At 39.9% G+C, this 14,805-nt stretch carries 14 protein-coding genes and 1 riboswitch; of the genes, 9 read left to right on the top strand and 5 right to left on the bottom strand.

The genetic code is table 11. The annotated features are described in order from the left end of the window. Nucleotides 1-53 precede the first annotated feature (53 nt). Nucleotides 54-407 (top strand): DUF4870 domain-containing protein, encoded by a 354-nt coding sequence (locus tag LG329_RS18075; protein ID WP_404452235.1) that lies wholly within the window; start codon nt 54-56, stop codon nt 405-407. 41 nt (nt 408-448) lie between these two features. Here LG329_RS18075 and LG329_RS18070 read toward each other — a convergent pair whose 3' ends face one another. Both LG329_RS18070 and LG329_RS18065 read right to left on the bottom strand, forming a co-directional pair. Beyond that, entirely contained in the window at nt 449-2,494 is a 2,046-nt protein-coding gene (locus tag LG329_RS18070; RefSeq protein ID WP_404452234.1) for a LuxR C-terminal-related transcriptional regulator, read from the bottom strand. A gap of 228 nt (nt 2,495-2,722) precedes the next feature. Then, nucleotides 2,723-3,889 (bottom strand): LL-diaminopimelate aminotransferase, encoded by a 1,167-nt coding sequence (locus LG329_RS18065; RefSeq protein ID WP_404452233.1) that lies wholly within the window; start codon nt 3,887-3,889, stop codon nt 2,723-2,725. A 201-nt stretch (nt 3,890-4,090) separates the two neighbouring features. Further along, nucleotides 4,091-4,272: riboswitch (Lysine riboswitch) on the top strand. A 272-nt stretch (nt 4,273-4,544) separates the two neighbouring features. On the opposite strand from LG329_RS18065, the gene LG329_RS18060 reads away from it, so the two are divergent. The 7 genes from LG329_RS18060 (at nt 4,545) to LG329_RS18030 (ending at nt 11,521) form a co-directional block, all read left to right on the top strand. Next, nucleotides 4,545-5,747: an aspartate kinase gene (locus LG329_RS18060; RefSeq protein WP_404452232.1), complete on the top strand. Its 1,203-nt coding sequence runs from the start codon at nt 4,545-4,547 to the stop codon at nt 5,745-5,747. A gap of 17 nt (nt 5,748-5,764) precedes the next feature. Then, the gene (locus tag LG329_RS18055; protein ID WP_404452231.1) at nt 5,765-6,751 is read left to right on the top strand and encodes an aspartate-semialdehyde dehydrogenase; all 987 of its coding nucleotides are present in this window, start codon (nt 5,765-5,767) and stop codon (nt 6,749-6,751) included. Between the two features lie 3 nt (nt 6,752-6,754). Then, complete coding sequence (gene dapA, locus LG329_RS18050; protein WP_404452230.1) at nt 6,755-7,636, top strand: 4-hydroxy-tetrahydrodipicolinate synthase; 882 nt, start codon at nt 6,755-6,757, stop codon at nt 7,634-7,636. Between the two features lies 1 nt (nt 7,637). Beyond that, nucleotides 7,638-8,369: a 4-hydroxy-tetrahydrodipicolinate reductase gene (gene dapB, locus LG329_RS18045; RefSeq protein ID WP_404452229.1), complete on the top strand. Its 732-nt coding sequence runs from the start codon at nt 7,638-7,640 to the stop codon at nt 8,367-8,369. 3 nt (nt 8,370-8,372) lie between these two features. Next, a complete protein-coding gene (dapD, locus tag LG329_RS18040) occupies nt 8,373-9,089 on the top strand; it encodes a 2,3,4,5-tetrahydropyridine-2,6-dicarboxylate N-acetyltransferase (protein ID WP_404452228.1) in 717 nt (238 codons plus the stop codon). Between the two features lie 240 nt (nt 9,090-9,329). Beyond that, nucleotides 9,330-10,475: a M20 family metallopeptidase gene (locus LG329_RS18035; protein WP_404452227.1), complete on the top strand. Its 1,146-nt coding sequence runs from the start codon at nt 9,330-9,332 to the stop codon at nt 10,473-10,475. Beyond that, complete coding sequence (locus LG329_RS18030; RefSeq protein ID WP_404452225.1) at nt 10,472-11,521, top strand: alanine racemase; 1,050 nt, start codon at nt 10,472-10,474, stop codon at nt 11,519-11,521. The genes LG329_RS18035 and LG329_RS18030 overlap by 4 nt, the downstream gene beginning before the upstream one ends. A 130-nt stretch (nt 11,522-11,651) precedes the next feature. Here LG329_RS18030 and LG329_RS18025 read toward each other — a convergent pair whose 3' ends face one another. Continuing rightward, nucleotides 11,652-12,029 (bottom strand): VOC family protein, encoded by a 378-nt coding sequence (locus LG329_RS18025; RefSeq protein WP_404452224.1) that lies wholly within the window; start codon nt 12,027-12,029, stop codon nt 11,652-11,654. A 20-nt stretch (nt 12,030-12,049) separates the two neighbouring features. Next, complete coding sequence (locus tag LG329_RS18020; protein WP_404452222.1) at nt 12,050-12,409, bottom strand: VOC family protein; 360 nt, start codon at nt 12,407-12,409, stop codon at nt 12,050-12,052. A gap of 288 nt (nt 12,410-12,697) precedes the next feature. Here LG329_RS18020 and LG329_RS18015 point away from each other — a divergent pair, with 288 nt between their 5' ends. Next, a complete protein-coding gene (locus tag LG329_RS18015) occupies nt 12,698-13,876 on the top strand; it encodes a M20 family metallopeptidase (protein ID WP_404456768.1) in 1,179 nt (392 codons plus the stop codon). Between the two features lie 127 nt (nt 13,877-14,003). On the opposite strand, the gene LG329_RS18010 is transcribed toward LG329_RS18015, so the two are convergent. Beyond that, entirely contained in the window at nt 14,004-14,675 is a 672-nt protein-coding gene (locus LG329_RS18010) for a hypothetical protein (protein WP_404452220.1), read from the bottom strand. Between the last annotated feature and the right edge of the window lie 130 nt (nt 14,676-14,805).

Below are 14,805 nucleotides of genomic sequence, written 5' to 3'. Positions count from 1 at the left end.
TTCAAATAGAAATCAATATCTAGTTAAATTTTGCATGTAAGGAGGTGTTTTTTATGACTGAAGAAATGGAACCAGAAGCAACAATAATTGATGACCCAGATGAATCAGCAGATATAAAAGAAAATAAAGGGATGGCTATTTTGGCATATATCATTTTCTTTATACCGCTTCTTGCAGCAAAAGATTCAAAGTTTGCTATGTACCATGCCAATCAAGGGTTACTATTATTTCTTAGTTGGCTAGTCGTATCCATCGTTGGAACAATAATACCAGTAATCGGTTGGCTATTAATCTTGCCATTAGGAAGTTTGTTTTTAATCGTATTATTGATACTTGGGATTATTAATGCAGCAAACGGGACAAAAAAGCCACTACCTATTATTGGGAAATATAAGCTTTTAAAGTAGAGCATCAGGGAGACAGTCGATAAGTTCTGTCCCCCTTATACCTAAATCAGTTCCATGATTCGTTTTATTAACTGTGTTCTGTTCTTGACACCCACCTTTGAAAGAATCCGGGAAATATGCTTTTTAACAGTTATTTCAGCTATATATAATTCCTTTGCTATAGCTGCGTTTCCTTTTTCATCAACTATACGTTTAACAATATCCTCTTCCCTGTCTGTAAAAGAAAAAGTTTCTGTAATAGTCTTCATTTGGTTATTTTCATAAACGCCGTAAGTACTTTTAGTAAATTGTTTTAGGTACACAGCTAATTTTGGTCCACTAACATCTAAAAGATATGTCGGTGAGGGGTAGTTTTCCCCGTAATCGTAATGCGTCGTTCCCGGTACTTCCTGAAATCCAAAGCTTTTAAGTAAATCCTGAAAAAAAGATAATGGTGTTGATACAATAATTTCCCCACCTGAAAGCAGTAACGGAAATAAACTATATAGAGAAAAAGAACGAGCGGATGTGTCTTTTGGATCGGTGTAGTCCAGCATTCGTATAAAATAACCCGCTTTCCTGTCATCTGAAACACTATACCCTTTCAGTTGTTCATCATTTAACTTTTCAAAGTAAGCTCTTGAGACTGGTTCTACAGATAAATGCTTTAACGTGTTTTTATTTATAGGCACAATAACGGATAGCCCGATTGTTTTTCCGGCTTCATTTTTTAATAAACGAGCTATATCATATCCCATTTTTTGTATATATTCTGTTTGCATCAATTCCGATTCTTTTTTATTATGCTGTAAAGAAGCATGGAAATGGAAGGAATTACTGGAACCTCTGTTGTAAAACTCGGCATCGCTTTTCGTTAAATGATTCTTTTTGTGTTCAAAAAACGCTATAACTTCATGGATGTTATGCGCGGCGACAGGCTCAAAATAGATAGATGCATCAATTGTATCTTTAAAAAGGACAGATTGAATAAATTCGTTATCAAGATGATAAAAAAACTGAGCAATATCATACAAGGACCGTGTTGCAATGGTTCTACGATAATAAAATGCCGCACAGCGCTCACTCAGCGTATTAAAATGTTCAACATTACGATGTTTTAATTCCGTTCTGATTGCATCCCTGACTAAATCATGCATTGCCCAACCAGTCCTCGTAGATTTGATAAAGGACAAAGCAGTTAGTTTATTAAACTCGATTATAGTAACCTTTTGCCCCAAAACAAAAGATAGGCTTGTTTGGTCAAAACTGTGTAAGACAGCCGCAACTTCTATTAAACTGTGTACTTCATTTGCTTCTTTCTCGTGAAGCCATCTCTGGGTTAGATTTCTAAGTACTTGTGGCATTTGTTCTTTTAGCAGTTTTGTAGAATTGTCGATATTTTCATTTTTATTCGTGAGTGCAGCCAAGGAAAGTGTTAGCGGATGCCCATTTGTATAGTGCCACATTGTCTTAACAAGGTTGTCGCTTCCAATATCATAATGACTTAAATAGGTGTGTGTTTGCGTTAAATTGAATTCCTTTAGTTCAATTTGTTTCGTTACCTTTCGCCATGCAGGAGATTCTTCCCATTCACCCTTTAGTGGATTTCGTCCTGCCATTACAAACAATACGTTTGGGCTAACGTGGCGAATAAATACCTGCTGAAACCATCTATCAAGATCATCCATCTTTTCATAGGAGTCAATAGTAATAATAATTCTTTGTTTCAAGGCTATATCTGTTAGGGTTTGTAAGCAATTTTTCAGGACATTGCTGTTGCGGGATTGAACAGTATTTTTCAGTTCTACTAGTGTTAGTAGATATGTCGCAAAATCTGAGGGTGTGTGGAGAAAATCTTCGCTATCCATCTTTATAAATAATAATTGCTTTTGTTCGGAGATTCGAGCAAATTCGGACAGCAAATATGTTTTGCCTATCCCGCCCGTTCCATAAATAAATAACACTTTTTCGTACTGATTATCCGGACCAATATGACGCTTAAATAATTCAATTTCTTTTTTCCTACCTACAAAAAAATCTGCTTCAACTTCCTTGATCATGTCATCCATACTCAACCCAGTTTCTATAGCCTTTTTATTTAATACCAATAAAAAAACCTCCAAATTCGAATCTTTTTAATGGTTAATAAGCACTATGTTCATAGTACTATCTAAGTAGATTAATATTCACTTTGTAGTTGTTATATACGCTTTATAGCGATAAAGTGCTAAAAAGGCTGAACTCTCACTTAAAGTTTAGAGTCCAGCCTTTCTATAATATCAAGTACACTATTTATCTACTTATCCAACAAAACTAGCTCCTACGTAAATCTACAGCTAAAAATCCAGCTTCTCTCGAATCCTCTCCACGGCTTCTTGGATTCTTTCATTTGGAACGGAAAACGATACCCGAAAGTATCCCTCTCCTCCTGGTCCGAAAATATTCCCAGGGGTGAAAATAACGCCCGTTTTTTCCAACACAGTAGCAACAAATTGTTCAGACGTATATCCTTCAGGTACTGGAGACCATATGAAAAACCCTCCATTGATCGGCTTTGCATCGATTCCAATTGATTGAAGTGCCGCCACCATTGTATCCATTCGTTTTTTATAGATCAGATTGTATTCGGTAACACTGCTTTGATCAGTCGTTAAAGCATGTGCAGCCGCTTTCTGAATTGGTGTGAATACCCCAGTATCAACGTTACTTTTATATATGGATAATGATTTAATAGCTTCTTTATTTCCGACAACATATCCAATCCGAAATCCCGTCATACTATAGGCTTTTGATAAAGAACCAAACTCAACAGCTAACTCTTTTGCTCCCTTTACTTGCAAAATACTTGGCGCTTTATAATTGTTATAGGTTACCGCGTTATACGCTGAATCACTGATTACTACAATTTCATGACTTTTGGCAAATTCAATTGCTTGCTCATAAAAATCAATTTCTACCGTAGCACCCGTTGGATTGCTAGGATAGTTTAAAAACATTACTTTAGCTTTTTCCAAGATATCTTTCGGAATGCTGTCAAAATTTGGTTTAAAGTCATTCGTCACATCTACAGGCATATTATAATACTGACCATCAGCTAAAAGTGTTGTCATCCGGTAAACTGGATAGCCTGGATCAGGTCCTAAAACGTAATCACCATAATCAATGATTGCTGGTAATAAATGGCCAATCCCTTCTTTAGACCCGATCAGCGCAAGAACTTCCGTCTCCGGGTCAAGCTCTACATTGTACGTTTTCTTATAAAAATCAGCAACCGCTTCTCTAAATTCTGGAGCTCCTGTAAATCTTGGGTACTTTAAATTAGCAGGATTCTGTAATTCTTCCGCAAGCTTATTTACGATATGCTTTGGTGTAGGAAGATCAGGATCGCCCACCCCTAAATCAATCACATCTACTCCCGCTTCCAATGCTTCCTGTTTCATTTTCTGTACTTCTGCAAATTTATAAGGAGGTATGTTAGAAAGCCTTTTTGACTTGAATTTCATGGATTAACCCCCTCAATTTTTATTTTCACCATCATACTAATTGGTTTTTTATTCGTCAAGAAGTTTTGTTTGCATCCAGGATTAATTCTTGAGGTGCAGTTCCGATAAAATAACCCCTTTTTTAAAAATTTATTATCTTAGGGTTTACAATTCTTTGAAACTTTCGTATAATCAATAACAACTTTGAAACATAATTGAATATGAAATGGATGAGGAGCAAAGATCATCAGTATCTTATTACGTAAAACTACTGCAAGTTGTAATAAGTGAAAGGGAGATTTGCCGAAACGGTGTTCTGTTTGCAGATGGGACTAAGTTGGACTGTATATTAATAGTATGCAGGCTGTCATTATTCTTTGTAATAATGGGGTGCTTCCACTTGTATATAGGACGTTTATAAACAAGTCGGCATTTGCCGGCTTGTTTTTTTTACTTATAAACTATAGAACTAGAACAATGAGGAAAGCTGAGCTACATAATCAGCCACGTCCAGCTCCAGCGCCCATTGGCTAGTGTCCTTCAGGCTCCTCCTTACGATAAGTCAACATCGAATCGCATTCGCTCTTCGTGTTTCCTTTATCTCATATGGAGCTTTCCAGGACATACGCCAATAAACGGGCGCTTGCGCCTTTGTTCTAAGAAAGAAGGCAGTTTCATGAATAGAAATGTACTTAAATTTGGTGGAACGAGTGTCAGCAGTCTCGAGAAAATCAAGAATATCGCAGACTACCTAAAAGGTCGTGTGGAACAGGGTGAACAGCTGGTTATCGTTGTCAGTGCAATGGGCAAAACAACAGATGATCTTATGGCACAGGTGAGTTCCATCACCAATTCGCCGAACGAGCAGGATTTAGCCCTTCTTTTGACGACCGGCGAACAACAGACAATCTCTTATCTGTCCATTATCCTGAATGATATTGGTATTAAATCAAAGCCACTTACTGGATACCAAGCTGGTATTGAGACTGTTGGCCATCACTTGAAAAGCAAAATTTCTAAGGTCAACACTAAGCTGGTCGAGCAACTCTTTGATACATACAGCATATTGATCGTTGCTGGTTTCCAAGGCTTTAATACGGACAATGAAGTCACGACGCTCGGACGTGGCGGTTCTGATACAACAGCTGTAGCCCTTGCGGCGGCACAGGAATGCCCTTGTGAAATTTATACAGACGTTGCAGGTGTCTACAGCACTGATCCCAGAATATATCCACAGGCAAAACGGCTCGATAAAGTGTCTTATGAAGAAATGATGGAAATGAGTGCGCTTGGATCGGGAGTTCTCGTTGCCAGAAGCGTCGAAATAGCAAATAACTACAACATTCCGATCTATTTAGGCAAAACACTATCGGACGAGAAAGGAACTTGGGTAATGTCCAAAACTGAAATGCTTGAGAAGAAAGCAGTCACAGGCGTCGCACTCGATAAAGATATGATTCATGTGACCCTGAACTATCCGCAACATGATATGCGTCTAATGGAAGAAGCGTTCATCAATCTGGAACAGGAAGAAATTAACGTCGATATGATTTCCCAAATCGCCAACAATGAGGGGCTCCAGATATCTTTCACAATGAAAGATACGGAGGAACAACAGATACAAAAGATCTTTTTTCGTCTGAAGAAGGACTATCCGGAACTGTATTTCAAAATTGAAAACCACTTTGTTAAAGTGTCTGTGATTGGTTCAGGGATGCGTGATATGACTGGTGTCGCTTCGAAAGTTTTCCGGACGCTCATTGAAGCGGATATTCCCTTTTACCAGGTCACAACGTCCGAAATCAGCATATCCTATGTAGTAGATGCACATAACGGTGAAAAAGCTGCACACCAATTGTGCGAACGCTTTGAATTATAATTTTGGAGGGTTTTTAAATGGTAAAAATAGCTGTAGTAGGCGCCACAGGACTTGTGGGCCGCAAAATGATGGAATTGCTGGAGAAAAAAGATATTCGTATTGATGAACTCGTACTTTTTTCATCCAAACGATCTGCAGGCACTGCGTTGTCATTCAAAAATGAAACTTATCTTGTCGAGGAATTGACAGAAGAAAAAACGGATGGAGGCTTTGATTATGTGCTCATGTCAGCTGGTGGTAGCACGAGCCTGAAGTTCTCTCCCCTATTTGAACAAAACGGAGCAATCGTCATTGATAACTCAAGCGCTTTCCGAGTGGATCCATCTATCGATCTTATTGTACCGGAAGTTAATAAGCCAACGTTGAACCGCAAAATCATCGCCAATCCAAATTGCTCGACGATCCAGTCAGTTATTCCCTTAAAAATATTGGAAGATGCATATGGTATCTCGCGTGCAAGTTACACAACTTATCAGGCCGTCTCAGGATCAGGTGTAAAAGGTATTGAAGACTTGAAACGTGGAGAAAATGGCGAAGAACCGGTAAACTACCCCCACCCAATTTACAACAACGCCCTTCCGCACATCGATGTGTTCGGGGAAGACGGTTACACGAAAGAAGAAGTGAAAATGATCGAGGAAACGAGAAAAATTCTTGGGCTTCCGGAATTAAAAGTCACTGCCACTTGTGTACGTGTACCTGTTGAAAACAGCCACGCTGTAGCGATTAACATCACGTTGAATAGTGCACCGACTGTTGCGGAATTAAAGCATTTATTCGACCAAAACGAACATGTCGTCTTACAGGATGATCCAAAAAACAATCTATACCCAATGCAGCTGACTTCATCAGGTAAAGAAGAAGTGTTCATCGGGCGTATTCGAAAAGATGATAGTTTCGAAAACACCTACCATTTATGGGTGACAAGTGACAATTTATTAAAAGGGGCAGCTTTGAACGCCGTACAGATTTTACAACAACTTATGAATACGAAAGAGGGATAATATATGGCACATTTATTCACAGGAATTGGTACAGCGGTCGCAACACCTTTTTACAATAACAAAGTGGATTACGACAGCTTCAAGCGACATCTAGAATTTCTGATTGAAAACAACATTCAGTGCCTCGTAATTAATGGCACAACCGGGGAAGCTTCTACCCTTTCACGAGAGGAGAAAAACCATCTTCTTGAAATTGCGGTGGAAACAGCTGCAGGAAGAGTGCCTGTTATCGCAGGCACTGGCTCCAACTCAACAGAAGCATCCATTGAAGCTTCTAAGGATGCAAAAGCTATTGGTGTAGACGGGCTGATGCTCATCACCCCGTACTATAACAAAACGAGCCAGCGTGGTCTTATTCAGCACTTCACAACAATCGTGGACGCTGTTGATCTGCCAGCAATTCTTTATAACGTCCCAGCAAGAACTGGCATGACAATTGCGCCAGAAACAGTACAAACGCTGAGCACACACAAGAACATCGTAGGGCTGAAAGATGCAACAGGCGACTTCAATTATTTTTCAGAAGTGAAATTGCTGGCAGATGAGTCGTTTGCATTCTACAGCGGGAACGATGATGCCGCCCTTCCATTTTTAGCGCTCGGCGGTGACGGATTAATTTCGGTTGCTGCAAATGCACTGCCAAACGAATATCAAACAATGTATGAGCATTCATTAGACAATTTTGAAGAAGCAAGGGCAATTCACTACCGACTTTATCCGCTTCTTACTGCGCTAAATGTCGACGTAAACCCTATTCCGATTAAAGCACTAACTGCCCATCTTGGTTTTGGCAACTATGAACTTCGTTTGCCGCTTGTGCCATTAGAAGAAATTGAGCAGCAAAAACTAATTCATGAATTCGATTCATTGAAAGCAGGTGTGTAACATGAAACTAATCCTTATCGGATATGGGGCTATGAATAAGCGCGTCGCAAAGCTCGCGGAAGAACGCGGGCATGAAATCACAGGGGTCGTATTGCAAGCAGAAAGAGAGAATATTCCATACCCCGTTTTCACCGAATTTATCGGACTTCCGGATGCTGATGCACTCATTGATTTTTCGCATCCGGACCTTACAAAACCGCTACTTGAATCCGGTGTGAACATTCCACACGTGATTGCAACAACAGGAGAAAAAGAAGTACTCGTCGGTATGATGAAAGAAAAAGCGGATTATCTGCCGATTTTTTATAGTGCTAACATGAGCTACGGCGTACATATGCTAAAGAAAATGATAGAATTTGCGACTCCCCTACTTGAAGGATATGACATTGAACTAACGGAGAAGCATCACAACCAAAAAGTGGATGCTCCGAGCGGTACACTAGTAAAACTGTATGATGCAATCAAAGATTCCCGAGATGACGCGGAGCCAGTGAATGATCGATCTACAACGGATATAAAACGTACGAAAAATGAAATCGGCATTCATTCTGTTCGCGGCGGGACAATCGTTGGTGAACACGAAGTCCTTTATGCCGGCCATGACGAAGTAATCACAATCCAGCATAAAGCGCAATCAAAGGACATTTTCGCAAACGGTGCGATTGATGTCGCGGAAAAACTTATAAACAAAGAAAATGGTTACTATACTTACTCAAACTTAGGAGATGAATAGAAAATGAAAGAATTTACAGCAGAAGAAATTATCCAATATATCAGTAACTCAGAAAAGAAAACACCACTAAAGATTTACGTAAACACGGACCTTGAAAAAACGGATTTCCCTGACAACTTTAAGGTGTTTGGTAATGATGGATCTTATACGATTTTCGTTGACCTGAACGAATGGAAACCATTTTATGAAGCAAACGAAGATAAACTCACCGATCTTGCCATCGAACAAGACCGCCGGAATAGCGCTATTCCATTGCTCGATGCAACAGAAATCAATGCGCGTATTGAACCTGGTGCATTTATCCGTGAACATGCTGTTATCGAGAAAAATGCAGTTATCATGATGGGCGCTACCATCAACATTGGAGCAATTGTCGGTGAAGGTACAATGATTGATATGAACGCAGTACTTGGCGGACGTGCGACGACAGGAAAAAATGTACACGTTGGAGCAGGCGCAGTATTAGCAGGCGTAATCGAGCCACCAAGCGCAAGTCCAGTTGTCGTGGAAGATGATGTATTGATCGGCGCTAATGCAGTCATACTCGAAGGTGTAACAGTCGGAGCTGGTGCGATTGTAGCAGCAGGAAGTATAGTCACAGAAGACGTCCCAGCAGGCGCAGTTGTCGCTGGCGTTCCCGCACGCGTCATCAAACAGGCAAGCGAAGTACAAGGTGGAAAAAGGGAGATTGTTCAAGCGTTGAGAAAGTTGAATCAGTAATTGATAGCTTGCTAGGGGCGGTGCGTGTGGCCCGAGTTTGAATGCGCGCCTCCCGGGTTTGGGTGCGCGTCTCCCGAGTTAGGTGCGCGTCTCCCGAGTTGAATGCGCGCCTCCCGGGTTTGGGTGCGTGTCTCCCGAGTTTGTCTGTGTTTCGATCAACATTAGCTGGCTCTTGATTAACAATGACCTTAACTTTTAACAATGACTGCTACATTTTCAATACATTTTGGAGTGAAAAACATGGAGTTACAACAAACGTTAACAAAACATAGAAGACAGCTTCATCAAATACCTGAACTCGGCTTTCAAGAGTTCAAAACAGTTGCTTATATCAGGGAAACGTTGGAACAGCATGGTATTTCCTACCTGACCCCACTTGAGACAGCAACCATTGTTTACCTCGAGGGCAATTCAGATACGACGATTGGCTTCCGGGCGGACATTGACGGACTTCCGATTGAAGAATCAAACGACATCCCATTTAAGTCCCAGCATAAAGGCGTTATGCATGCGTGTGGTCATGACGGCCATACTGCGATGCTTCTCGCTTTTGCAGAACGATGCAAGGAAATGCAGGATTCTAGTAAGCTAAAACACAATGTACTATTAATCTTCCAGCCATCTGAAGAATCAATGGGCGGTGCCAACCATCTGGTTAAAGCATTCCCGTTTGACGAGTATGCTCTTGAAGCAATTTTCGGCCTGCATCTTATGCCCGACAATCCTGAAGGCACACTTTTAACAAAAGGTGGGCCACTTACTGCAAGTGCAACGGAATACCGGATCTATATTGAAGGCACATCTGCCCACGTTGCGAATAAGGAAACTGGTGCAAGTGCACTCGGTTCATTGCATCATACGGTAACACAAATACAGCAGCTTCAGAATTTTCATCTGAGTGGCTTGAATCAGAACATTATTCATATCGGAAAAATGCAATCAGGTGAAGCAATCAATACAGTCGCCTCTTCCGGCTATCTGGAAGGTACAATTCGAACATATGATATGAATGATTTAGCTATTATTAAAGAGAAACTTGAAAAGATCGTAAAAAGCAGTGATTTGCTGTTCAGTACGCAGTCCCGCGTTGAATTCGCTGAAGGCTATCCGCCTGTGGTGAACGATGAAACACACCTCCCGCTTGTTTCAACATGTGCCAAAGAATTAGAGCTTGAGTTAATCATCAAAGAAAAGCCGTATCTATTTGGAGAAGATTTTTCGTTTTACAGCCAAGTCGCAACAACAAACTTCGCCTTTTTAGGTGTACAGAATGAAAACCATACAAGTGGCCTCCATACATCATCGTTTAACTTTGATGAGAATAGCCTACTTGCCGGAGTCCGCTACTTTGAAAAAATCCTTGAGAAGTTTGGTGAACAGCAATGACAGCAACACTACAAATCAATCGGAAACGCTTATATCAACAGGCGAAACGCATCCAAGCCAACACTAACGTGCTTGCGGTTGTGAAAAATAATGCCTATAATATTGGACTCAATCTAGCATTCGAGACCTTCTATCAAGCTGGTATTCGTGCCTTTGCAACCACATCATTAATTGAAGCGATTGAACTCCGAAAGATGAGTGAGAATATTTATATTTTCCTAATGAATCCATCGGTCGAATTCGAAACGCTAAGGACCTACAACATCGCAATGACGCTTCCTTCGCTGACCTTTTACCAAAAATACAAGGACGAACTTGAAGGAATTGAAGTACATCTGGAGTACAAAAACCTTTTACGACGATCTGGATTTGATGATGCTGAAGACATGCGGATAGTGCTCGACAAAACTGTTGTTAATGTCACTGGTATTTGGACGCATTTCGCGTTTGCTGATGAAATCGATTCACCAGAATACGAGCTAGAAAAACAAAACTGGCTGACACTTCTAGATGAAATTAGAGCATCAGAACGTGGATTCCGTTTCATTCACGCTCAAAATAGCGCATCTTACATGCGAGACGAACTTTTTCCTGACCACACACATGCACGGCTCGGCATCCTGTTATACGGATCAAGACCTTACCATGAACTTGATACAAACACAGCGCCTTCTGTTATAACCCTTAGTACAAACGTTATCCAGACATTGGATCTAAAAAAAGGCGAAAGCTCAGGTTACTCAAGTGCTTTCAAAGCAGAAACCGATTGCCGTGTAGCAATATGTGATATTGGTTACGGCGACGGTGTCCTCAGAACACGTGCAAAACATGACGCCATGATCAATGGCAAGCGCTATCCAATCGGCGCCCTAATGATGAGCCATATGCTTATCACCGTTGATCAGGACGTAAAATCCGGTGATACTGTTCACCTTTATAATGATAGTTTACGAGTAGATGAATACACACATCTCGGCGTCGGCGCTAACTCCGAACAGATGAGTGCACTGAACCATAATTCGCTGGTTAAAGAAATTATTGGGTGATTATGAAATATAATATGCTATTAAGAAGCTGTAGCATCAACTCCCTGCAGCTTCTTTTTCATGTATTAAAATAGACGACACCCAATGAAGATTTATTCATCTTAAAATATGCCCTTTTACATATGTAATTTCATTGACAGACACCCAAAGGATTTCCGTCGGGATCGTAAAATGAGAAGTATCGAAAAGTTCCTTCTCCACCAATTGGATTCACTTTTACACCGTGCTCTGTCAACTGTCGATAAGTCTCATCAAGATCTTTAGGGATGAAGTTATAATATTGTCCAACTTCAAAGTTATTATCAGGAAATTTCATGGGTTGATGATTAGCGGTTCTTACAAGACATACTACGGTTTGTGACTCTTCTGCAATCTTCATAACAATGGCTTCTTTTTCAATATCGATAGGTTTGAATCCTAATACTTCTTCATACCATTCAGCTGATATTTTTGGATCCTTTACAGGTATTAATACACCTTCCATCCCTTTTAATATTGGTTGTGACATGCAATTCTCCTTCCTTTCGCCTATCTATCATTCTTTTTTTGAATAAGACCAAAACCAATTCCGGTAGGATCCACTAAGTATGCAAGATAAAAATCGTCAAACTCCATTTTATCTCTTACAATCATGGCACCGTTATCCTTTGCTTTTGTAATCATCTCCTCAATTGAATCAACTTCAAGTTGTATGCGCGTGCCATGCGGGTGATCCTGTGGGCCTTTTCCAATGCCTCCATTTATTCCAGGTTTTTCTTCATTTCCGGTTGCGACAGCACAGTAGTCCCAATGCGGTTCAGCCACTTTCCACCCAAAAACTTCTGCATAAAATTTAGCCGCCTTTTCAGGCTCCTGGCTACTTAATTCGAATCCAATAACTCTTCCCATTCTTTCCCCTTCTCTCCAATAAATTTTTCAAGCCTTGATTAACTTCATTACTTTAAATAAATTCAAGATAACAATTCATATTCCTGCAAAAACTTTTAAACATTAAACAGGAATTTATACTAAGAAAATCAACTTGGAGATTTATTGTCGGTGATTGCCACTTTGACAATCGCAGATGAAATAGAAGAAATCGAAATTACGGCATAATATTCAATCATGTTTTACAATAGAGAAATAGGAATCGGAAGACTTATTTACGATACTGGAAAACAAAGGAGACATAACATGATGCGAAATCAATTAATGGAAATGTTAGAATCCCGTAAAGAGGAAATGATTCAAATTCGTCGTTATTTACATGAAAATCCGGAGTTGTCTTTTAAAGAAGAGAAAACAGCACAGTATATCGCAGATTTTTATAAAGGAAAAGACGTAGAAGTACAAACGGATGTTGGAAATGGCTATGGGATTATAGTGACCATTAAAGGAGGAAAGCCTGGGAAAACGATAGGTCTTCGGGCAGACTTTGATGCGTTACCAATTGTTGAAGAAACCGATGTTCCATTTAGATCAAAGAATACGGGAGTTATGCATGCGTGCGGACATGATGGACATACAGCATACTTATTAGTTCTCGCTGATTGTCTTATTCAATTAAAATCTGAAATTGCTGGTACAATAAAAATTATTCATCAGCATGCGGAAGAGGTACCGCCAGGCGGAGCAAAAAGTATTGTTGACTCTGGGGTGTTAGACGATTTGGATGCTATTTTTGGTATTCACTTATTCCCGACAAATCCAGCAGGTGATGTGGGGTATCGTAGCGGTTATGCAATGGCTGGCAGAACCTATTTCAAACTGAATCTTCAAGGTGTAGGTGGGCATGGTTCTTCACCTCATATGGCAAATGATGCGATTGTGGCTGCTTCCCACTTTGTAACAGCCGCTCAAACTATTATCAGCCGTAGATTAGATCCGTTTGAAATGGGTGTTGTTACAATTGGTTCATTTGATGGAAAAGGCTCTTTCAATGTTATCAAAGATAATGTAGAACTTGAAGGGGATGTACGCTATATGACTGAGGAAACACGACAGTTAATAGATAAAGAAATCCATCGAATAGTAAAAGGGATTGAAGCAGAATTTGATGTTAACTGCGAGCTTACGTACACAAAAGATTACCCGCCTTTGTATAATGATCCAAAAATTACAGCAGCTGTTAAAACAAGTCTAGAAAGCATGGACGATCTCGATAATGTTGCAGAATTTCCTATGTTCTCCGGATCAGAAGATTTTTCATATTATGCTGAAAAAATACCTGCTTGTTTCTTCTATATTGGCTGCAAACCAAAAGGAGTAAATAAAGCGTATTTCAATCATCATCCAAAATTTGATATTGATGAAGACGCACTTCTCATTGCTGCAAAATCGGTGGGACAAGTTGTTTGCAGTTATTCTGAACAATGATCAGAACAAAACCAGCGATTGATAACTGCACATTAAGAATGCCGCATTAAGGACTTCCTTGATGCGGCATTCTATTTCTTTTATTGAATAACGCTTTTGGTATTAGGGCAATTATTTTCACTGGTGACTACTGTTTACCCCACACACGGAGCGGTCCTATCGAAGTCCAACCAGATAATTGGGCTGCTTTAAGATCATTGTTGTGCTCATAACCTACCATGGACACTCCTGGAAATTCAGTTGAAACCTGGCCAGGGATATCTTCCCACACACTTTCATTACTTGTTGAAAAAACATTGGAAACTCCCACAACATTAGCACTCAAGTTAGCTATAAATCCGGATAATTCACCGTTTTTCTCATTCATAAAAATTTTAACATCACTAAATTTTAATAGATTAGGTTTAATTACATTTTCGAGATCACTTGCGGAAGTCCATTCAGCTAAATCCTTTTCGGTAGTAATTACTCGCCAAGTCGATTGAATAGAATTCACAATAGATACGGATGCGTGATAAATCCATTCTGCCTCAAACAGTATGGTAAATCCATAAGGTAGCAGATCAAGATTTGTGTAACTATCTTTAATACTGGAAACATCTCCGTTTTCAATAAAGTACCTTACCTCTTCGCTCATTGCATTCCTGCTAACCGTAATTATTTCCGGATAGAAAGTCGGCGCTTTCCTATGCAAGCCCCATAGATTGCCTTTTATAGTGTGTTTTATTCCGTGAGTTCCACATACGATTCCACACCATGCTACATTGTTTAAAACTGCATGATCTACCCTAGAATTCAAGTTTATTCCCCTCCCCCATTTTCAATCACTGGCTGACGTTAAAACTTAGCTGGAACTTAGTACGTTCATTCAATTGAGCTTATTCTACCTCCCTATTCAAGAAAGGGTTTTTTTTATGCTGCAAGTTGTT

Origin of the sequence: Virgibacillus necropolis (genome assembly GCF_044793635.1) — a bacterium.
GTDB lineage: Bacteria > Bacillota > Bacilli > Bacillales > Amphibacillaceae > Virgibacillus_F > Virgibacillus_F necropolis_A.
The sequence above is the reverse complement of the archived record's forward strand: the minus strand, read 5'-3'. Positions and strand labels throughout refer to the sequence as shown.

Bases quoted from the DNA above. Each gene is read 5' to 3' on its own strand.
- LG329_RS18025 (WP_404452224.1), bottom strand. From the start codon at position 12,029: ATGTCACAACCAATATTAAAAGGGATGGAAGGTGTATTAATACCTGTA.
- LG329_RS18065 (WP_404452233.1), bottom strand. From the start codon at position 3,889: ATGAAATTCAAGTCAAAAAGGCTTTCTAACATACCTCCTTATAAATTT.
- LG329_RS18030 (WP_404452225.1), top strand. From the start codon at position 10,472: ATGACAGCAACACTACAAATCAATCGGAAACGCTTATATCAACAGGCG.
- LG329_RS18035 (WP_404452227.1), top strand. From the start codon at position 9,330: ATGGAGTTACAACAAACGTTAACAAAACATAGAAGACAGCTTCATCAA.
- LG329_RS18055 (WP_404452231.1), top strand. From the start codon at position 5,765: ATGGTAAAAATAGCTGTAGTAGGCGCCACAGGACTTGTGGGCCGCAAA.
- dapD (WP_404452228.1), top strand. From the start codon at position 8,373: ATGAAAGAATTTACAGCAGAAGAAATTATCCAATATATCAGTAACTCA.
- dapB (WP_404452229.1), top strand. From the start codon at position 7,638: ATGAAACTAATCCTTATCGGATATGGGGCTATGAATAAGCGCGTCGCA.
- dapA (WP_404452230.1), top strand. From the start codon at position 6,755: ATGGCACATTTATTCACAGGAATTGGTACAGCGGTCGCAACACCTTTT.
- LG329_RS18020 (WP_404452222.1), bottom strand. From the start codon at position 12,409: ATGGGAAGAGTTATTGGATTCGAATTAAGTAGCCAGGAGCCTGAAAAG.
- LG329_RS18075 (WP_404452235.1), top strand. From the start codon at position 54: ATGACTGAAGAAATGGAACCAGAAGCAACAATAATTGATGACCCAGAT.
- LG329_RS18060 (WP_404452232.1), top strand. From the start codon at position 4,545: ATGAATAGAAATGTACTTAAATTTGGTGGAACGAGTGTCAGCAGTCTC.
- LG329_RS18015 (WP_404456768.1), top strand. From the start codon at position 12,698: ATGCGAAATCAATTAATGGAAATGTTAGAATCCCGTAAAGAGGAAATG.